General features: G+C 66.3%; 17 protein-coding genes. 9 read left to right on the forward strand and 8 right to left on the reverse strand.

What is annotated here, in order from left to right; all coding sequences use genetic code 11:
- Positions 1-159 precede the first annotated feature (159 nt).
- The 3 genes from RTN46_RS05670 to RTN46_RS05680 form a co-directional block, all read right to left on the reverse strand.
- Positions 160-1,833: an amidohydrolase gene (locus RTN46_RS05670; RefSeq protein ID WP_312179718.1), complete on the reverse strand. Its 1,674-nt coding sequence runs from the start codon at positions 1,831-1,833 to the stop codon at positions 160-162.
- A 67-nt stretch (positions 1,834-1,900) separates the two neighbouring features.
- Complete coding sequence (locus RTN46_RS05675; protein ID WP_312179719.1) at positions 1,901-2,878, reverse strand: aldo/keto reductase; 978 nt, start codon at positions 2,876-2,878, stop codon at positions 1,901-1,903.
- Between the two features lie 17 nt (positions 2,879-2,895).
- On the reverse strand, positions 2,896-4,005 hold the full coding sequence (locus tag RTN46_RS05680) for a zinc-binding dehydrogenase (protein ID WP_312179720.1): 1,110 nt from the start codon (positions 4,003-4,005) through the stop codon (positions 2,896-2,898).
- 59 nt (positions 4,006-4,064) lie between these two features.
- Between RTN46_RS05680 and RTN46_RS05685 the strand changes: the two genes are divergently transcribed.
- The 5 genes from RTN46_RS05685 (at position 4,065) to RTN46_RS05705 (ending at position 9,518) form a co-directional block, all read left to right on the forward strand.
- Positions 4,065-5,504: an amidohydrolase family protein gene (locus RTN46_RS05685; protein ID WP_312179722.1), complete on the forward strand. Its 1,440-nt coding sequence runs from the start codon at positions 4,065-4,067 to the stop codon at positions 5,502-5,504.
- Positions 5,505-5,571: 67 nt separating this feature from the next.
- The gene (locus RTN46_RS05690) at positions 5,572-6,525 is read left to right on the forward strand and encodes an aldo/keto reductase (RefSeq protein ID WP_312179723.1); all 954 of its coding nucleotides are present in this window, start codon (positions 5,572-5,574) and stop codon (positions 6,523-6,525) included.
- A 24-nt stretch (positions 6,526-6,549) separates the two neighbouring features.
- Complete coding sequence (locus tag RTN46_RS05695; RefSeq protein ID WP_312179725.1) at positions 6,550-7,374, forward strand: molybdenum cofactor biosynthesis F family protein; 825 nt, start codon at positions 6,550-6,552, stop codon at positions 7,372-7,374.
- Positions 7,375-7,377: 3 nt separating this feature from the next.
- The gene (locus RTN46_RS05700; protein ID WP_312179726.1) at positions 7,378-8,448 is read left to right on the forward strand and encodes a hypothetical protein; all 1,071 of its coding nucleotides are present in this window, start codon (positions 7,378-7,380) and stop codon (positions 8,446-8,448) included.
- On the forward strand, positions 8,445-9,518 hold the full coding sequence (locus RTN46_RS05705; protein ID WP_312179728.1) for an aryldialkylphosphatase: 1,074 nt from the start codon (positions 8,445-8,447) through the stop codon (positions 9,516-9,518). Before RTN46_RS05700 ends, RTN46_RS05705 begins: the two co-directional genes overlap by 4 nt.
- A 27-nt stretch (positions 9,519-9,545) precedes the next feature.
- Here RTN46_RS05705 and RTN46_RS05710 read toward each other — a convergent pair whose 3' ends face one another.
- Together RTN46_RS05710 and RTN46_RS05715 are read right to left on the reverse strand one after the other, a co-directional pair.
- Positions 9,546-10,295 (reverse strand): alpha/beta hydrolase, encoded by a 750-nt coding sequence (locus RTN46_RS05710; RefSeq protein WP_312179729.1) that lies wholly within the window; start codon positions 10,293-10,295, stop codon positions 9,546-9,548.
- A 33-nt stretch (positions 10,296-10,328) separates the two neighbouring features.
- A complete protein-coding gene (locus RTN46_RS05715; protein WP_312179731.1) occupies positions 10,329-11,333 on the reverse strand; it encodes a methyltransferase dimerization domain-containing protein in 1,005 nt (334 codons plus the stop codon).
- 203 nt (positions 11,334-11,536) lie between these two features.
- Between RTN46_RS05715 and RTN46_RS05720 the strand changes: the two genes are divergently transcribed.
- From RTN46_RS05720 to RTN46_RS05735, 4 genes are all read left to right on the forward strand, one after another.
- A complete protein-coding gene (locus tag RTN46_RS05720) occupies positions 11,537-12,271 on the forward strand; it encodes an SDR family NAD(P)-dependent oxidoreductase (RefSeq protein ID WP_312179733.1) in 735 nt (244 codons plus the stop codon).
- A gap of 64 nt (positions 12,272-12,335) precedes the next feature.
- Positions 12,336-13,343, forward strand: a complete 1,008-nt coding sequence (locus RTN46_RS05725) for an alpha/beta hydrolase (RefSeq protein ID WP_312179735.1) — start codon at positions 12,336-12,338, stop codon at positions 13,341-13,343.
- Positions 13,344-13,381: 38 nt separating this feature from the next.
- Positions 13,382-14,368 (forward strand): alpha/beta hydrolase, encoded by a 987-nt coding sequence (locus tag RTN46_RS05730; protein WP_312179737.1) that lies wholly within the window; start codon positions 13,382-13,384, stop codon positions 14,366-14,368.
- A 58-nt stretch (positions 14,369-14,426) separates the two neighbouring features.
- On the forward strand, positions 14,427-15,653 hold the full coding sequence (locus tag RTN46_RS05735) for a multidrug effflux MFS transporter (protein WP_312179739.1): 1,227 nt from the start codon (positions 14,427-14,429) through the stop codon (positions 15,651-15,653).
- A 134-nt stretch (positions 15,654-15,787) separates the two neighbouring features.
- Here the strand turns inward: RTN46_RS05735 and RTN46_RS05740 are convergent, their stop codons facing one another.
- The 3 genes from RTN46_RS05740 to RTN46_RS05750 are packed head-to-tail and all read right to left on the reverse strand — an operon-like array spanning position 15,788 to position 19,427.
- Positions 15,788-16,666: an ATP-binding cassette domain-containing protein gene (locus RTN46_RS05740; RefSeq protein WP_312179740.1), complete on the reverse strand. Its 879-nt coding sequence runs from the start codon at positions 16,664-16,666 to the stop codon at positions 15,788-15,790.
- A complete protein-coding gene (locus RTN46_RS05745) occupies positions 16,663-18,489 on the reverse strand; it encodes a dipeptide/oligopeptide/nickel ABC transporter permease/ATP-binding protein (protein WP_312179742.1) in 1,827 nt (608 codons plus the stop codon). Before RTN46_RS05745 ends, RTN46_RS05740 begins: the two co-directional genes overlap by 4 nt.
- On the reverse strand, positions 18,486-19,427 hold the full coding sequence (locus tag RTN46_RS05750; RefSeq protein WP_312179743.1) for an ABC transporter permease: 942 nt from the start codon (positions 19,425-19,427) through the stop codon (positions 18,486-18,488). The genes RTN46_RS05745 and RTN46_RS05750 overlap by 4 nt, the downstream gene beginning before the upstream one ends.
- Positions 19,428-19,471 lie beyond the last annotated feature (44 nt).

Below are 19,471 nucleotides of genomic sequence, written 5' to 3' on the forward strand. Positions count from 1 at the left end.
GGCGCCTACCGCAGCCTGCGGGGGGCGCTGCGGGGCATCGTGGAGCTGCCCGCCCCGGCGGCCGCAGATCTCGAGGCCCGGGCCCGCGGCGCCCGCCTGCTCGGCGCCGCTCCCGTCCGTTCCTGAACCAGCCCCGTTCGGAAAATCCGGGACTGATTCTCAGGCGTGTTGGGGCGCTGCCTCGACTGCCGCGTCAAAGACGAGGCTGCCGGCGAACCAGGTTTGATGCGCCGTGATGTTCCGGACCTCGTCGATGGGGATGTTGTATGGGTTCGCAGACAGCAGGACGAAGTCTGCCGATTTACCGGGTATCAGTGATCCGGCCACGTCCTCGATCCCCATGGCTTCGGCGCAGGCGGTGGTGTAGACACGGATGGCTTCTTCGAGTGTGATCGCCTGCTCGGGCCACAAGGCACCGGGGAACCCGCCCAGGGGATTCTGCCGGGTAACCAACCCGTAGACACCCTCCCAGACATTCGGGGAAACGCTCACCGGCCAGTCGGATCCGCCAGCAATCCGCGCGCCGGCATCCAGCAGCGAACGGTTGGGCTGCATCCGCGACGCCCTTTCGGCTGGCAGGACCGTGGCAATAGCTTCGGAAATCACTCCAGGGAACCACAACGACGGCGAGATATCGGCCGTGACGTTGAGCTCGGCAAAGCGGGCTATATCGTCCGGATGCACGAACTGGCCGTGCGCGATGTGGTACTTCGGCTCGTCCCAGCCCGCGGCCCGGACCGTCGCGACCGTATCCAGCACCAACCGCACGGAGGCGTCTCCGGTGCAGTGGATTTTCGCTGAAATGCCACGGGCCGCCGTTCCCAGCAGCCAGGCTTCAAGGGCATCGGCGTCCAGTGTGGTTTCCCCGCAGTGGCACGCTGGGAAACCGGCTGTCGGCAGATAGGGCTCAATGAAGGCAGCTGTTCCGGCCGGCGGAACACCGTCGAGGAAGATCTTGATGAAATCCGGCCGGTGGTGGAGGCTGCGCAGCTCCCCGCGGTGAGCAATGATCCCCTCGCCCAGGGGCTCGGTGCCGAAAATGAAATCGTTCGCCTGCATGGAGGTCACCACCCAGGCCTGCAGGGTGCCGGCGTCATCAAGTTCCTTGAGCGCCTGCATCAGCTGCAGGGAGGTGGCCGCGTCCTGGAACCCGGTGATGCCGTAGGTATGCAGGATCTCGATGCCGCGGGCTGCCGCCCGGGCCAGGTCCCCGGTGGAGACGGGCTGCAGCCGCGCCAATGTCTTTTCGACCAAAACGCCGGCCGCTTCGACCAGCACCCCGGTGGCCCGCCCGTCCGCGCTGCGCAGGATGTGCCCGCCGTCCGGATCCGGCGTATGGGCATCAATGCCGGCGAGCTTCAGCGCCCGCGAGTTAGCCCACCGGTTGTGCTTGCTGTCGTCCTTCAGCAGCGCCGGACGGCCACCCGTCGCCGCATCAAACCGGGCCAGGGCTTCGGGCGTGTTGATGGCCTGCATCAGCCCGGCACCCCAGCTGCCGCCGAGAAGCCACTCGTCCGGGCCCAAACCTGCCGCGTGCTCCGCGACGGCAGCCAGCAAGGAGTCGAGATCGAATGTTGGAGGCACGTCCAGCTCGAACAGGTCCATTTGGCCTGCCAGCAGGTGGTGGTTGTGCACATCCAGGAGACCCGGCATTACATATCCGCCTGCCAGGTCCAGAACTGCGGTGGACGGGCCCCGGGAGCGCAGGGCTTCCTCCCCCGTCGCCAGGACCTTGCCCGCGCTTACAGCCAGGGCATGTGTCCGTGGCGCGCGGGGGTCGAGGGTGTCGATGACGCCATTAACCAAGAGCAGATCTGCCTGCTGTGAAACCATGTGCTGTCCCCTTCGCTCACTGGGCGTTTTTACTGTGCTGGCCGTTCGGTTTTCCGCCGAACGGATATCAGGGGCCCTCGGGCGAAACCACGCCCTTGTCTGCCCAGAACGGTTCGGCGAGGCGGCGCAGTTCATCCGAACCTACCCGCTCCACCAGCTCGACCGCTGCGATGTTGGAGCGCAGCTGTTCGATGCTGCTCGCACCGAACAGGGTGGTGGCGTTGGCGGGATGGGTCAGGGTGAAGGCGATGCACAGCTGGGCCGGGGTGGTGCCGAGTTCCTCGCTGAGCGCCTTGATGCCGGGAAAGCTGTCTATGATTTGGTCCCGGATGCTTCCCGGGTCCCTGCCGACTTCGCGCCCCGGGTTCAGCTTGCCGGCCAGGATGCCGCCCTCCATCACATCGGAAGCCTGCATGGTCAGGCCCTGCCGGAAGAGCGCCGCAAACGGTTCACCATCGGCGATGGAACGCCGGGAAAGGCTGTACTTCAGCTGCGCCATCTGGGGGCCGCTGACACCTTCCTCCGCTGCGATGTCGAGAAGCGCCTGAATGTTGCCGGCGGACCAGTTGTTGACGCCCCAGCACCCCAGCAGGCCGGATTCCTCAAGGTCCGCGAGGTCCAGGACCAGCCGGCGCAGGTCGATGCCTTCCTTCCGCAGGTCCCCCAGCACGGCGATGTCCGCATGGTCCGTGCCGGCGCGGAACAGGGCATTCTCCAGCTGTGCGCGCAGGCTCTGCTCCGGGTACCCTTCCAGCCAGAGCTTGGAGGAGAGCAGGTACTGGTCCCGGTCCACTCCTGCCGCCCGGATGATGGCTGAAAAGAGGACGTCCGTGAAGACCGGCGGCTGGTGCCCCGGAAAGCCGTACACACCGACGTCGAACATGTTCAGGCCGTGGTCTGCGGCTTCGCGGACCATGGCGACCGAATCGGAAAAATCCATCCGGTCGTAAATGTGCCAGGAGCCCAGCGAGAGCACTGAGGCCATCGGCCCCTTCGTGCCGATCCGGCGTTTCGGCAGGAGCGTTGTTGAAGCTGAAATGGTCATTTTTGTTTCCTCACTCGCTACGGCAGCCGCGGATCGACGACGGCCTTGATCTGGTTGAGTTCCGACATGGCTGCCAGGGCTGCCGAGGCGCCCTGAAGACCCACCGGTTCGCTGAACAGGTCGTCCCAGGGCATACGGCCGGCGAAGGTGGAGAAGAACTGGATGGCCCGGTAGTAGTCGGAAATATCGCCGTTCAGGGAACCAACCACGCTAAGTTCCTTCCCCATCACCGTGCCCAGCGGCACCTCGTTATCAGCTGGTCCGGTGCTGCCCACCACCGCTACGGTGCCGCGCTGGGCTGCCATGGCGATGGCTTCCTTGCCCACGGAGGGTGCGCCGGCGAAGTCGAAGACATGGTCTGCACCCTTCCCGTCCGTCAGCCGCAGGACTTCCTGGACACAACCGTCGGAACCGAGGGAAACACTTACGGTGGCGTCGGCCCCAAACTGCCCGGCCATCCTCAGCCGCTCATCGGGGGCTCCAACGGTGATGACCTTTCCCGCCCCGGCGATCCGGGCGACTGCGGTGGCGAAGATGCCGAGTGCTCCGGCACCCTGCACCACCACCGTTGAGGCGGGCCGGATCCCGCCGACCCGGTCAAAGGCCCGCAGCACCGTCTTGGCGGCGCAGCCGGCCATCGCCGCCCAGGTGTCCTTGACGTCGTCGGGCAGGAGAAGCTTGGCCGCGCCGGGCGTGACATAGCAGTGCTTAACCAGGCCGCCGGTGGCGTACGGCCAGGTATCTGCCCGCTGGCGAAAGCCATAACCGCGGTCGCTGCAGGCAACCGGCTCGCGCAGCACTGTGCAGCCAAAGCAGTTCCCGCAGGTGGACTCCGACCAGCCAATGCGGTCGCCGGCGGACAGGGGGCGCCCCAGGGTATCCGCTGCGCCGTCGCCCACGGCCACGATGGTTCCGACCATCTCGTGTCCCAGGACCATGGGCAGCATGCCTGGAAAGGTCATTCCCCCGGCCCAAAGATGGACGTCCGTGCCGCACAGCGTGGTGCACGTGATTTCAACCAGCGCGGCGCCTGGTTCCAGTTTGTCCGGCAGCGGAATGTCCTGAACCGTCAAGGCGGAACCGTGAGCCGTCAGGACGGCAGCACGGGTTGTTGCGGGAAGCGACATGGTCCTTTTTCCTCCAAGGTATGGCGTGGGTCACGTAATTTGAAGTTAGTCTACATACGTTGACTGAAATCACCAGTGCCTTGGAGGCAAAAATGGGCCAGATCCCGGCCGGACCCGGAAACCCTGCGGACCTCATCCTTCGCGGTGGATCCGTCATCACGATGGACGGCAGGAATTCTGAAGCTGAAGCCATAGCCGTGCGTGGCAACGAGGTCATCTTCGTCGGCTCCAGCGAGGACGCGATGCACCTTGCGGGGAATAACACCCAGGTCATAGAGCTGAACGGCAGGGCCGTCATCCCGGGCATCAATGATTCGCATCTGCATGGGGCCTGGCTCGGCGCCCTCTGGCCGGACACCATCATCGGCGGGGCCGGCTTCCAGAGCCCGGCCGCCAGGCTCGAAACCGGCGAAGACCGCCGGAATGCCATCCTGCGCACCGGCAGGCTGCTGGCCTCCTTGGGTATCACCAGCTACACCGAACCCGGACTCGGCCCCGGCGAGGACAACGGACCCACCGGCTGCTTCGGCAGCGGCGTCCTCGATAGCTACAAGGAACTGGCCGACGCCGGCCATCTGACCGCCCGGGTAACAGTCCTGAGCCTCTTCGGCGAGCTGGACGGAGCAAGCGATCTAGAGTCATTCGAGCGCGGGCTCAGCGGCATCCGCACCTATGAGGGGGACCGGAAATGGCTGCGTCTCGCCGGGGTCAAGATTTTTGCGGACGGAATTCCGCCGATGCACAACGCCTGGACACACCACTGCTACCCGGACGGATCGAGCGGGGATCTATTGGTCGAGGGCGCCGATACCGCCGCCCGGGAGGACAATCTTCGCCGGATGATCCTCAGCGCCCATGCTGCCGGACACCAGATCGGCGTGCACGCCACGGGAGACCGGTCCATTGAAACCTTCCTGGACGCTGTCGAATCCACCGGCCTGGAAAGCGCCCGGGCAGCCAGGCACTATGTCATCCACGGGGACCTGATCAGCGGGGCGGCACTGGCGCGGCTGGGCTCGCTCGGTATGGGCATCAACATCCAGCCCGGCATCGCCGTGGCCACCGGCCCAATGCTGGCAGGAGTTCTATCCGACCAGATTGCTGCCTCCGCCTGGCCCATCCTGTCCGCCATGGGCGGCCCGGCGAAACTCTGCCTGAGTTCGGACGCACCCGTCCTGTCCCCTGACTGGCGGCAGGGAATCGCCGCGGCCGGAGAATGGGTCGGAACCGGCCACGGAATGGGGAACCGGGAACTGATGACCAGACTCCTGAGCTCCTACACCTCCCATGCGGCCTGGCAGGACAAAGCCGAGGCCTGGAAGGGCACCCTGGAGCCCGGCAAGGCCGCAGACCTGTGCGTCCTGGAACATAACCCGCTGGAAGTCTCCCCCGGCGACCTTCCCGGGGTCCGGGTGGACCTGACGGTGGTCGACGGCCGCATTGTCTATGACCGGGAGTCCGCGGCCGGAGAGCCGGATCCAACCGTTGCACATTTTTAGTATACGGCCGTAGACTCAAAATTCACCGGTAGCCCAAGGAGGAACTATCTTGTCCGCAGAAACGAAAATGCCGCAAAGGAAACTTGGAGCGGATGGTCCGCTGGTCCCGGTCTATGGCCTGGGCTCCTGGAACACCTGGGACCGGATGGAGTTTGACGACGCCGTCGGAATCCTTCGGCGTTCCGTGGACGCAGGCGTCAATTTCTTCGACGTCGCCCACTACAACATGGGGCCGCACGCAGAACAGTCCAAGACAGATCTGATCTTCGGCAAGGCCATCCGGGAAGCCGGCATTGCCCGGGAGGACTACCTGCTCTGCGGCAAGCTCTGGCTCTGGGAATACCCCGCCGCGGGGTTCGCGGCCCAGCTCAACGAGTCGCTGGACCGGGTCGGCGTGGATAAGGCGGACCTCGTCGTCGTCGGCGACTACATGGAACGGCCAGATGTCCGGGCCATTGTCACCGAGGTTGCCGAGCAGGTCCGGGCCGGCCGGTTTGACGCATGGGGGGTCAACAACTGGATTGCCGCCGACCTCCACCAGGCGATTGACTTCGCCCGCGCGGAAGGCCTGCCGGCGCCCTGCTTCGCGCAGCTCAAATACAGCGTGGTCCGCCGAACGATGGCCGAGGGGCCCTTTTACCAGGAGCTCTTCGACTCCGGCAGCTTCGCTATGCAGGCCTCGGACATCCTCGAAGGCGGGATCCTGGCCGGAAAGCTGCACCCCCAGCGGAAGATCGGCGCCGACCCGGGTGGGATCCGCGGCGAAATCCGGGAGGCAGCAGCAGAGCTCGCGGAGGTAGCCGCCAGCTTCAACACCACGGCACCGCAGCTGGCACTCGCTTTTTGCCTCGCCAACCCCGCCGTTGCCAATGTTCTGTTTGGGGTAAGCCGCCGCGAACAGCTGGAAGACAATCTGGCCGCACTCGAGCTCTACCACCGGCACGGCAGCGCCATCCGTGAGGCCGTTCAGCACCTGTGGGTTGACCGGAACAAAGTACAGGCAGACGGCAGCTGGCTCTAGCCCGGCACCAAGGAGATATTCAGCATGAGAACAACCCAGAACCCCGCAGATACCTCGACCTGGCTGCCCCTGGACGGCCTGGCCCCGGGATTCGACGCGAACAAGGCGCCGCTGACCGGTGCCCTCGCCGGACGCCGGATCAACCTGACCATGGCCGACGGAACACGGATCGCGCATAAATTCGGCACGGAGACCGTCGCCTGGAGCTTCCAGCCTCCCGGACATGCCGTGCAGGAAGGCGAAGATCCCTATGAGGCCTTCGAGGTTGCCCCGGGGCTTTTTTACGCACAGTTCCAGCATGTCTCGTCGCCGAAGGAAGCGGTTTCGCTCTTCCTGGACCTGGACAGCGGCCGCGCTCTCTCCGTCATCTCGACCATCGGCACAGCCTCCCCGGCACACACGGCCGTGGGCCAGCAGTTCATCGCCGGAACCATCGACGGCGCTGAGGTGGACGGCAGTGAACCGGCTCCTTCTGCGGCTCTGGTCGGAGGCCGTGTCCTGTGGGAGTACAGCACTGAACATGCCTACGAACATCTCTATCTGAGCCCACATTGGTACACCTGGCAGTGCCTGTCCGGGCCGGAACGCGGCCTCGCGGACACCGATCAGCAAACCACCTATGAGCTGCGTCCAGGCATCTTCGTCTTCGCATGGCGGGAGAAAGTGGTGCCGTGTGCCGCAGTCACGGTCGCGGACCACCGGGACGCCGCGGCCCTCCGCTCCCACGGCAGCCTGTTCGGGCTTCACCAGGACGGCAGCCAGCCGGTGCATTTCACCTTTGGTGCCCACGGGCGGCTGCTCAGCCGGACATCCCACCCGGCAGCCCTCGATCCCGCGCTTACCTGGTAGCCCGTGGCGCTAATCCACAGCGGTTCGGCCGTCACCGTCCTGGGTCCGGTCGAGCCGGGGACGCTCGGCCAGACGCTGGTCCGCGAACACCTCGCCGCCAGCTTCGCGCCGCCGTCGGATACTCCCGCCGGCTGGCAGGCTGCCGGCCGGCGGCAGCCTGTTGCCGCGGCGGACCGCAGGTTCTACGAGACCCCGCTGAGCATCGGCATGCTCGGCGCCGCCGCGCTTGGGGCCGCCAACCGCGACAACGAGTCCCTCGGCGACATGGGGGTGGCGGAAGCTGAGCTGCTTGGTTTCACCAGGGCGGGGGGCCGCAGCATCGTGGACGCCACCACCCGCTCCCACCGGCGGAACGCAAATGCGCTGGCGCAGCTGTCCCGGAGCACCGGCGTGAACATCGTGATGGCCGCCGGCTGGCACCATCCGGATTGGAGCCCGGAAATCCACGGCCGCAGTGCCGGGAGCCTGGCTGCGGAAATTATCAGGGAGCTCAGCGACGGCGTTGACGGCGTCCAGGCGGGACTGATCGGGCCGCTGGGTCCGCTGGATCCTGCTGTGCCTGAGGAACGGGTTCTCCTCCTCGCCGCGGCTGCCGCAGCCTGTGAGACCGGTGCACCCCTGGTCCTGGACCGGTCGGCAAATCCTGCGAAGCGGAATGCCGCACTTAAGCTGCTGGTCGCTGAGGGCGTGCCTCCGTGGCGCATTGGCCTCGGCCGCTGCGCAGGGTTGGCACTGGACATCAACGACGCCGAGCAGGTTCTCGCCTACGGTGTCTGCCTTCAGTTTGACGAGCTGGGCAGGATCCCCTCGGTCCAGACCCGAACCTCGGACCATGACGTCGCTGCCGCCATCCTTGAACTCGCCCGCCGCGGGTATGCCGAACGCCTCCTGGTATCCCATTCCATCTCACGCAAAACCGGACTTAAGGCGTATGGCGGCAACGGGTACGGCTTTCTCCTGGAGCAATTCACGGGCTACCTTGCCGGGCTCGGTGCCGGCGAGGAGGAGCTGCGGCTACTGACCACCGGGAACCCGCAGCGGTTCCTTACCTTCACTTCCCAGGAGCCGGCATGAACCTCCAGGACCTGAGCATTCCGAATCTGGCCGGCAAGGCCCTGACCGTCGCCGGTCCGGTCGATCCCGCTGTCCTGGGCGAAACGCTGATGCACGAACACATCTTCGTCAATATCCGCCGGCCTGGGCATGCCCTGCGCCCCGGCGAGGACTCCGCCGAGGCAGCGCGGCCCCTGACCCTGGCCAACCTTGCTGAAACCCGGCGGGGCGCCGTCAACAACGACAATGACCTCCTGGGCGACTTCGATGAGATGCTGGCGGAAATCCTGGCGTTCAAGTACGCCGGGGGCGGGAGCATGGTGGAGGTGTCCAACCTCGGCCTGGGCCGGGACCCCAAATCCCTGCTGCGGGTTTCGCGCGCCAGCGGCCTGCACATCGTTATGGGTGCGGGCTGGTACACGGAAGCCTTCCACCCGGTGGACATGGATTCCCGCAGCGTCGAGGACCTCACCGAAGTCATCGTGCGGGACATCGTGTGCGGGGCCGACGGCACGGGTATCCGGGCGGGAATCATCGGCGAAGTGGGAGTGGAAGGCAACCCCCTGACGCCCAACGAACTCAAGAGCATCCGTGCCAGCGGGCGGGCCAGCCGGCTGACGGGCGCACCCATCACCTTCCATTTCGGCGGTTTCGGGGAAGAAAAATTCCAGGTCCTGGACATCCTGGAAGACGAAGGAGCTGACCTCACCCAGGTCGTGATGGGTCACAGCGGGGCCCTGGGGGAAGATCTGCCGTTTGCGCGGCGGCTCCTGGGCCGGGGTGTGTTCGCAGAGTTCGATTTCCTCGGAACCACCGGAAGCCCCTGGGGCACTCTGTGGCCGACCACTGACTTCAAGGTGGGGCAGGGCATCGCGGCGCTCGTCGAGGATGGATATGCCGCGCAGATCGTGCTCGGTCAGGACGTCTGCACCAAGATCCAGCTCAAGCGTTACGGGGGCCACGGGTACAGCTACATCTCCGACCATTTTCTTCCGGCGCTCGGCGCCCTGGGCATCGACGACGCCGTTCTGCGGGCTTTTATGGTCGACAATCCACGGCGGGCGCTGACGTTCGCCGAACCGCGCCCCTAAGAATGGGAACGGTCCGGCGAACGGGCATCAGCTGTTGATGAAGTCCAGCGCCGCCTGCTGGAACGCGCTGCCGTGCAGCACCTGCATATGGTCACCGGGCACGGTCAGCATGCGGGAACCCTTCACCGCCGCTGCCAGGGCTTCCATTCCCGCAGCGACCTGATCCTCGTCGCCCCGAACGAACAGCACCGGGACATCCGGAGCCCAGGCTTCCGGCTGGAACGGCTCCGCCCGGAGCCCTTCGATCACGGACAGCAGCGACTCGGAGTCGCGTCCGGGCGCCGTGATCATCCCTCCGATCATCGCAGTCAGAGGATCCTGCGGCGCAGCACCGTCACGGACCAGCGCCGTCAGGCTGCCCATGTCGAGGGCACCGAAAGGCTCGAACGGACTGAGGCCGCCGAGCACCAGGTGCCCCACCCGCCGCGGGCTGATCCGGGCCAGGCTCCACGCGAGCCGTGCGCCCAGCGAATAGCCCACGATGTCCACACTGTCGCCGGGCATACCGGCGATCACAGCGGCCAGGGCCGCAGCCTGGCTGCTGGTGCTGACCGAGTCCACCGTCCCGGGCCGCGCGCTTGCGCCGTGCCCGGGCAGGTCCGGGATATAGACCGGCCGGCCGGCAGCGGTCAGCGCCGCCGGAAGCCCGGCCTCCGGCCAGTCATCCGCACCGTTGGAGGTAAAGGTGTGCAGCAGCAGCACCGGTACCCCGCCGGTTCCGTTTTCCGGAGTGAGGACCCGGCAGGGCAGGGAAGCCACGGGAGAATCAGCAGTCACAGCCTGGCCTTTCGCTGGGAACATCCGCCGGTATCAAACTGCATCAGCCACGATCACCCGGGGGCTGCCGGGAAGGGAAATCATCTCCCGGAAGGCCCAGCCGGCAGCTTCCAGCCATTCCCGGACCACTGATTCGGGATACACCACGGTGCCGTCGATGTTGTAGTACTCCCCGGCGTGCAGCGCATCGATCCGGCGCTGGACCGGGTCATCGTCAAGGTAGAAATCGAGCATCAACAGGGTTGCGCCGGGAGCGGCAGCCGCCCGGGCATTTGCCAGGATGCGCGCGTTCTCCGCGGCACCGAAGCGGTGGGCAACATGATTGACCATCACGAGGTCATGCGCGCCGCCGGGCTGCGCATCCTCGGTCTCTGCGCCTTCAACAACCGCACGTCCGCCCAAGCCGGCCGCTTCGACTGCCTGGCGGACGCCCTCGGCGAAGTCCGGTGCCACCACAAAGCGGGTTTTGAGGTCGGGGTTGGCCTGCATCGCCTTGATGGCGAAGTCCGGGCTCAAGCCGCCCAGGTCGAGTGCCGACCCAAAGCCGGTGAAATCGAAGTGGCGCGCCAGCATTTCTGCGTGGAGGGCGTTATAGGTCATCACGCCCTTCATGAAGTCAGCCCAGCCGCCCTCGTCGAGTTCCAGGGTTCCTGCGGCATCCGTGTCAACAGTCTTGTCATAGCCCCGCCACTGGTCGTAGCTGGTGGAACCCAGGAACGCGAGGAACGGTGCAAGGTCCAGCTCGGCGTGTGCGCCGGTGAGGTAGGCGGCGGCATCGGGGGTCAGGCTGTAGCGGCGGCTGTTGCGCTCGAGCAGCCCCTGCGACGCCATGCTGTCGGCCAGGATGCGTACCTGGCGGCTGGGCACGCCAGTCGCATTGGAGAGTTCCTCAACCGTTGCCGCGCCGTCGGCAACAGCGGTAAAGAGTCCAATCCTGCTGGCGGCGAAGAGCTGTTTTGCCCCCATGAAGCCGATGGCGATGTCGACGATGGCTTCGGGGGTGGCCGTCCGTGCGGCCGGTTGGGTTGCAGATGTCACGGGTCCAAGACCTTTCGTTAAAGCGGTGCCGCCTGGTTCTGAAGGCCCGGAAAAGGGCGCGGCCGTGGCAGGAGTCTACGTTCGTAGACTCACGATGTCCAGAGGTTCACCGGGCATCTAAGGTGCTGGTTTTTGCGTCTACATGCGTATACTCTAAACCCCATGCGCTGCACGTGGCCGCGCTGAAGGGGGAACAGACACAGATGAGCAAGGCCCGAAATATCCTCGTGACAGGCGGGGCAGGCGGTATCGGCCGCACGGTTTCCGAAGCATTCGCTGCCCTGGGCGACCATGTTGTAATCGCCGACCGGGATGGGGATGCAGCCGCCGAGCTTGCGGGGTCCCTCGGCGGCACTGCCCTCGCTGTCGACATCACGGATGCCGCTTCTGCCCCGGCCGCGCTCGATGAGGCGGCCCGTGCCTGTGGCGGCATCGACGTCCTCGTCAACAACGCCGGCCTGCTGTCAGTGCACGGCGCGCTGACTGAACTCGGTGTCACGGACTACGAGTCGATTCTGCGCGTCAATGTCCTGGGGACGTACGTGGTGACGCAGACGGTTGCCCGGCAGATGATAGCCGCGGGACGGCAGGGCAGCATCGTCAACATTTCCTCCATCGGCGCCCGTCAGCCAACACCCGGCATGGGCGGATATGAATCCAGCAAGGCCGCCGTGGATTCGCTGACCCGCTGGGCAGCAATCGAACTGGCCACCCATGGCATCCGGGTCAATGCGGTGGCACCGGGCCCGGTCCTCACTCCGATGCTGAGCGCCGGCCTGCCGGAAGGATCCGAGGCGCGCCGCGCCTGGGAATCCCGGATCCCCCTGAACGCACTGGCATCCACCTCCGACGTCGCGGCCGCTGTCCTCTTCCTGGCCGGAGCCGGGCACATTACCGGGATCAGCCTGCCCGTCGACGGCGGCCAGCTGCTCACCTGAGCCACCACCGTCCACAGCCAGCCGTCCGCCGAAAAGACAAAGACGTAGAGAAAGGCAAGATCCGATGCAGCAGGCCCCTGCCGTTGGAATTACCCCGGTTCCGTTCGCACCCGAACTCGCACCGGTTATCCAAGCTATGGCTGCCAGCCCGCAGCCGCCCATGTCGAGGGAAACCATTGCAGCATCCCGCGGCAGCAGCCAAGGGATGTTCCCCAGTCCCGCAGAAGTCATCGGCGAGCGCCCGGTCGAAGCCATTGAACGCATCATCCCGGGCCCCGCCGGTGCACCCGACCTCGAGATCACGATCCTGCGCCCCCGCACTCCCGCTCCTGGCGGGCATTCCGTTCCCGGCCTGTTCAACATCCACGGCGGCGGCATGGTCGTAGGACACCGGGATTGGGAGACCGGCCGCCTGGTGGATCTTGTCGAGAAGCACGGTGTGGTTGCCGTCAACGTTGAATACCGCCTGGCTCCGGAGAACCCGTACCCCGCCGGCGTCGAAGACTGCTATGCCGGACTGGCCTGGATGTCCGAAAACGCGGCGGAACTCGGCATCGACCCGGACCGGATCGTCGTGATGGGCGGCAGCGCCGGCGGCGGGTTCTCGGCAGCCTTGACCCTGATGGCCCGTGACCGCCGCGGCCCGGCCATCGCCGGGCAGCTGCTGCTCTGCCCCATGATCGACAACACCAACACCAGCATCTCGAACCGGCAGTATGCCGGGTTGGGAACCTGGACGCGGGAAGCCAACCTCCTCGCCTGGGAATGTGTCCTCGGCCCGGACCTTGCGTTCAGCTCCGAGGCACCCGCGTATGCCGCTCCCACCCGCGCCGCCGATCTGGCCGGACTGCCCCCGGCATTCATTGAAGTCGGCTCGGCGGAACCCTTCCGCGACGAGGACATCGAGTACGCCACCCGCATCTGGGCCACCGGCGGGGAAGCTGAGCTGCATGTCTGGTCAGGCGGATTCCACGGCTTCGATATCTACGCGCCGGAAAGCGAGCTGACCCGGGCCGCACTGGCGTCCCGCGATTCCTGGCTCCAGCGGCTCCTCTTTCCCCAGCCCGCATAGCGGACCTGGACAACCGGCCCACTTTCAAGGAGGCAACAGTGTCTACTCGCCCGGTCCCGTACGATCCGGAGCTGGTGGCCGGCCTGGCTGCCTTCCAGTCCCTGTTCGAGCCGTATCCCCTGCGGGCAGATACCATCCTCCCCAGCCGCCGGCACATCGCCCGTCTGATTCCACCGTTGGAAGAGCAGATTGGGTCTCTGCCCGTGACGGGAACGGACCTGCTGATACCGGGACCGGCAGGATCCCCGGACGTGACGGTGACAGTCATCCGTCCGGCAGCCGTCCAAGCCGGGCCGGCACCCGCCGTTCTGGGTATCCATGGCGGCGGGATGGTGCTGGGCACCAGGTTCTTCGGTACCGGTGAACTCATTGACCTTGCCCACCGGCACGGCGTCGTCGGCGTGGCCGTGGAATACCGGCTGGCCCCGGAGCATCCCGGTCCGGCTGCGGCAGAGGACTGCTACGCGGCCTTAGCCTGGCTGGCCGCCCACGCGCCCGGGCTGGGAGTCGATCCGGAACGGATTATTGTGTCGGGCGCCAGCGCGGGCGGTGGCCTCAGCGCCTCCGTAGCACTCATGGCCCGTGATCGGGGCGGTCCGCGGCTGGCCGGGCAGCTGCTGAACACCCCGATGCTCGACGACCGCAATGAATCAGTCTCCAGCCGGCAGTACAGCGGGCTGGGCATCTGGGACCGCGGCAACAACGAAGCTGCCTGGACCGCCGTTCTCGGCCAGGCGCGGGGCACTGCGGACGTGCATCCGTACAGCGCCGCGGCGCGGGCGAAGGACCTGACGGGCCTGCCGCCGGCGTTTATCGACGTCGGAGCTGCTGAGCTCTTCCGCGACGAAGCGACGGCGTACGCCACCCGGCTCTGGGCAGCCGGCGGCACGGCCGAGCTGCACGTCTGGTCCGGTGCCTATCACGGCTTCTCCGGCTCCTCCCCGGCAGCGAGAGTGTCCCGCGCGGCGCAGGAGGCGCGGGAGAGCTGGCTTTGCCGGACCCTGCGCCTCGGCCCGTCCGCTTAGCCTTCCCCTTTCCGCCGCCCGTCCGGGCCCTCGGCCAGGCCGTCAGAGTCAGGAACCCATGTCTTCCTCATCCGTCACTACTGCCCCGGCCCATGGCATGAGCAAACGCCGAATCGTCCTGGTCCTGGGCACCCTTGAGGCATTCGGACCGCTCTCCATGGACCTCTACATGCCGGCGCTTCCCCATCTGGCTGAGTCACTGCAGACGAGCGACACACTGGCTCAAACCACCATGTCCGTGTGCATGATCGGACTGGGTGCCGGCCAGCTCATTTCCGGACCGCTGAGCGACCGGTTGGGGCGCCGGCGCCCGCTCCTGGCGGGGATCGCACTGTTTGCCGTCTTTTCGCTCGCCTGCGCCTTTGCACCAACCATCGAACTGCTTCTGCTGGCACGGTTCCTGCAGGGCCTCGCCGGGGCCGCCGGCGTCGTCATCGCCCTGGCTGTGGCCCGCGACTTGTTCAGCGGCATTGAGCTGTCCCGGATGCTGTCGCTGCTCGCCCTCGTCGGCTCCTCCGCCCCGATCATCGCTCCCGTCCTCGGCGGCCAGCTGGCCCGGGTGATGGACTGGCGCGGAATGTTCGGGGTCCTGGCGCTGATCGGTGCCCTCATTCTGGTGCTGGCTGCCGTCTCGCTGCAGGAGACACACCCCGCACACCGGCGCTCCACTGAAGGCATCCGGGTTACCGTGCGGCAGTTCGGCCTGCTGTTCCACGACCGGTTGTTTGTCCTGCTGCTTGCGACTTCGGCCGCGGGCGGCGTCGGCTTCTTCACCTACCTGTCGATGTCCAGCTTCGTGCTGCAGAACGAATTCGGGCTGACTCCGCAGCTGTTCAGCTTCGTTTTTGCAGCAAATGCGTTGTCGAGCATGGCCGGCGCGCAGATCAGCAGGTTCCTGGTGGCGCGGCTCGGTCCGGCCCGGATGTATCTGCTGGGGTACGGGCTCACCCTGCTGGCGGCGACTGCCCTGTTCTCCGGTGCGATGCTCGCCGCGCCCCCGGGCCTCCTGCTGGTATTCCTTGCCGGCTACCTCATGACCAGCGGCATGGTTTCGCCGAATACGACCACACTGGCGATGGACCGCCACCGCGAGCGGGCCGGTACGGCCGCGGCACTCTTTGGTACTGCATCCTTTGTGGTGGGTCCGGTCATAGCGCCGCTTGCCGCTCTCAGCGGCGCGACGGCGGCGGCCATGGGCGCGATGATTGCGAGCGCCGTTGCCTGCGCGGCGGTGCTGGCGTTCCTGTGGGTTCGTCCCCTCCTGCGGAGCCCCGTCTCCGGGTAAGGCCCGGGCAGCACCCGGCCCCGCCCTAGCGGACGGGTTTGTTTTAGCGGACGGGTTTGTCTTCCGGACGTTAAACCGGAAAGCACCGGGAACCTGAAGTTCCCGGTGCTTTCCCTTCCGCTGACGGCCGGCTTTCAGCTTCCGGCCACAGCCAGCGCCTCAGGCTCCTTCCGGAGCGCCAGCCACTCCTGCCGGCGGCGGCGCTGGGCCTCCGGGTTGGCGATCGGCGAGGCCATCAGCAGTCGCCGCGTGTAGGGGTGCTGCGGATCCGTGGTGACCTGGTGCCCGGTGCCGGCCTCAACCAGCTCGCCCCGGTACATCACCGCTACCCGGTGGCAGACGCGGCGCACGACCCCGAGGTCATGGGTGATGAACAGATAGGAGACACCGGTATCGCGCTGCAGTTCGATGAACAGGTCAAGAATGGACGCCTGGGTGGTCAGGTCCAGCGCGCTGACCGGTTCATCACAAATAATCAGGCGCGGTTTCCGGACCAGTGCGCGCGCGATCGCAATGCGCTGGCGCTGCCCGCCGGAAAACTCGCGCGGATACCGGTCGACCACCCCGGCGGGCAGTTTGACCCGGTCCAGCATCTCCTTCACAGCGGCATCCGCGCCGCGGCGCTCCAACCCGGAACTGGTGAGCGGCTCGGCCAGGATCTGCCCGATCGTCATACTCGGGTCGAGGGAACCATACGGGTCCTGGAACACCACCTGGATGCTTGAGGACAGCTTGCGCCGTTCCGGCCTCCGAAGGTGCGTGATATCGCGTCCGTCGAAGGAGATCCGGCCGTCCGTGACCGGGACCAGCCCCAGGATGGCCTTGCCCAGCGTGGATTTTCCGGATCCGGATTCACCCACCAGGCCAAGGCATTCACCGGGCTTGATCTCCAGCGAAACGTCATCCAGCGCCCGGAAGGGCCTGCGTCCGGAGAGGGAATAGTCGATCGCCAGCTTATCGACGGACAGCAGCGGGCCGGCTGGGTCCGCCGCTGGTTCGGGCTTCGGGGTCATGCGCGTGCCGCCTTTCGCTGGTCAGGGATGCCGTCCGGATCCAGCCTGGTTGCCGGACCCGCCAGGCGGTAGTTGTCGTCAAGCTCGCTGCGGGTGGCCGCATCGTCCAGGGAAGCGGCGATGAGTTCCCGGGTGTAGTCACTTTCCGGGGCGCTGAAGATTGTCGAAACGTCTCCCGCTTCCACGATCCGGCCGTCTTTCATCACCACAACGCGGTCACAGATGTCCGCAACAACCCCAAAGTTGTGCGTGACGATGATCAGGGCCATCCCGTACTCCTGCTGCAGCTCACGCAGCAGTTCCAGCACTTCGGCCTGGACGGTGACGTCCAACGCCGTCGTCGGCTCGTCCGCCACAAGCACCGATGGCTTGGCCGCAATGGCGCCGGCGATCAGGACCCGCTGGGCCATACCGCCGGAGAGCTGGTGGGGGTAGGACCTCATAACCCGCGCAGGATCCGCGATGCCGACCTTTTCCAGCATCAGCACCGCCCGCTGCCGGGCGTCCGCGCGGCTGAGCTTGTGCACGGTGCGCAGCGGTTCCATCAGCTGATAGCCAATGGTGTAGGACGGGTCCAGATTGGTCATGGGTTCCTGGGGAATGTAGCCCAGCACGCCGCCCAGCAGCCTGTGCCGTTCCTTGCGGCTCTTGGAACTGATTTCCTGACCGCCGATCCACAGCGCGTCCATCGTGGCGGCGCCGCCGGCCGGCAGCAGGTCCAGGATGGAGAAGACCGTCTGGGACTTTCCGGAACCGGATTCCCCGACAATACCGAGGACCTCCCCGGGCGCTACCTGCACGGAAATCCCGTGGACTACTTCGATGTCGGTTTCCGCACCCGGGTAGGTGACCCTGAGGTTCTCCAGGGACACTGCGGCTGCGGCCGACGCCGGTGACGGCGCTGCTTCCGCAGCGGGTGCGTTGCTTCGGCGCGGACGCCGGACGCGCTTTGCCACCGGAGTGCGCACGCTGACGACGTCGCCAAGGGTCGAGCCCATGACCGCCAGTGCGGCAATGGAAATGCCCAGGGCGAGTGAGGGCCACAGCAGCAGCAGCGGATCGGTCAGCATCACACGGAAGCCCTCGTTCATCATGGCGCCCCAGCCCGGGTCCTTGGCTCCCCCGATGCCCAGGAACTGCAGGCCGGCCTGCATACCCATCGCCATGCCTGCCGTCAGGGCCGTCTGGATGATGATCGGTGCATACACGGCCTGGACCACGTGCCGGGCAATGATCCGGCCGTTGGACAGCCCGGCAACCAGAGCGGCGTCGATATACGGCTCGTTCCGGACCGTCATCGTGGTGGACCTGGTGAGCCGGAAATAGCCCGGCGCCATAAAAACGCCCACCGTGACCATGATGAGGTTGAAGTCGTTCCGCGTGGCGGCGGCGACAATGAGCAGGATGATCATGCCGGGCACTGCCTGGAGCGCGTCACTAATCCAGGTGGCAATCCGATCGAAGGTCCCGCCGAAGTAGCCGGCAGCCAGTCCGGCCGGAACGCCGATGCCCAGGGAGACCAGGATCGAGATCGCGGCTCCGATGAGCGTGAGCCGTGCACCGTAGATCAGGCGGCTGAGAATGTCGCGGCCGTTGGCGTCACCGCCCAGCCAGTGTTCCGGACCCGGCGTCGCCTTGGCGATCGACAGGTCAACGAAGTTGGGATCATGCGGTGCCAGCCACGGGGCAAAAACCGCGACCAGGACGATGACGGCGAAGACGGCGGCGGAGGCCGCGCCCGACGGACGGCGGATGAACCGGGCAAACAGGGAGCCCCGGCGGGGACCGCGTGCGTCCAGCGGGTCAATGATGGGAGCTGTCATTTCACGCGAGCTTTCGGGTTGATCCAGCCGAGGACGACGTCGAGCAGGAAGTTGACGATCACCACGAAGACCACGGAGATAACGGTGATGCCAAGCAGGATGGGAATGTCGCCGTTCTGAGAGGAACCATTGGTCATGGCACCGATGCCCGGCAGGGCAAAGACCTGCTCGACGACGATGGCTCCGCTGAGCAGCGCAACGAACATCAAGGCCAGAATGGTGATCGACGCCGGCGCCGCGTTGCGCAGCAGGTGGACCACCACGCGGGCCTGGGAGAGACCCCGGCTGCGCAGCGTCCGGACGAAGTCCTGTCCGTTGACTGAGATAAAGGCGTTGCGCAGCTGCTCGGCAATCATCACGACCGCACCAAGGGCCAGGGACACCGCGGGCAGCGTGATCGACCGCAGCCACCCCTCGACTGACATCGAGGGCTGGACGTAGCCGACGGCGGGGAACCATTTCAGGTTCACGCCGAACCAGATCACCAGAACCAGGCTGACCCAGAAACCGGGCAGGGCGAACAGGACAACCGCCGCCGCTTTGACCAGCTTGTCGATGATGGTTCCGGGGTTGAGTCCCGCGAGAACCCCCAGCAGGCCGCCGAAAACTGCCGATAGCAGAATCGCGGCAGCCACGACGGACAGGGTCACCGGCAGCTTCGTGGCGATCTGGGCCGTCACGGGCTGGAAGTTGCGCCAGGAGTCGCCGAAGTCTCCGACGACGGCGTGCCGGGCCCAGTCGACGAACTGCACCAGGACCGGGCGGTCGATGCCGATCTTCTCAGCCAGTGCGGCCTGCTGGGCCGGTGTGGCCGAGTTGCCGAGCAGTCCGGCCGTCGGGTCGCCAATGGCGAGGTGGGCCAGGAAGAAGGTTCCGGTAGCCACCACCACGAGCAGGATGATGCCCGAGGCAAGCCGCTTGAGTGTAAATCTGAGCATGTAGTGTCCTTCAAAGTACGGTGGCGGGAGGGCGGCCGCAGCGG

Source organism: Arthrobacter sp., from assembly GCF_031988865.1.
In the GTDB taxonomy this organism is placed as follows: Bacteria; Actinomycetota; Actinomycetes; order Actinomycetales; family Micrococcaceae; genus Arthrobacter_B.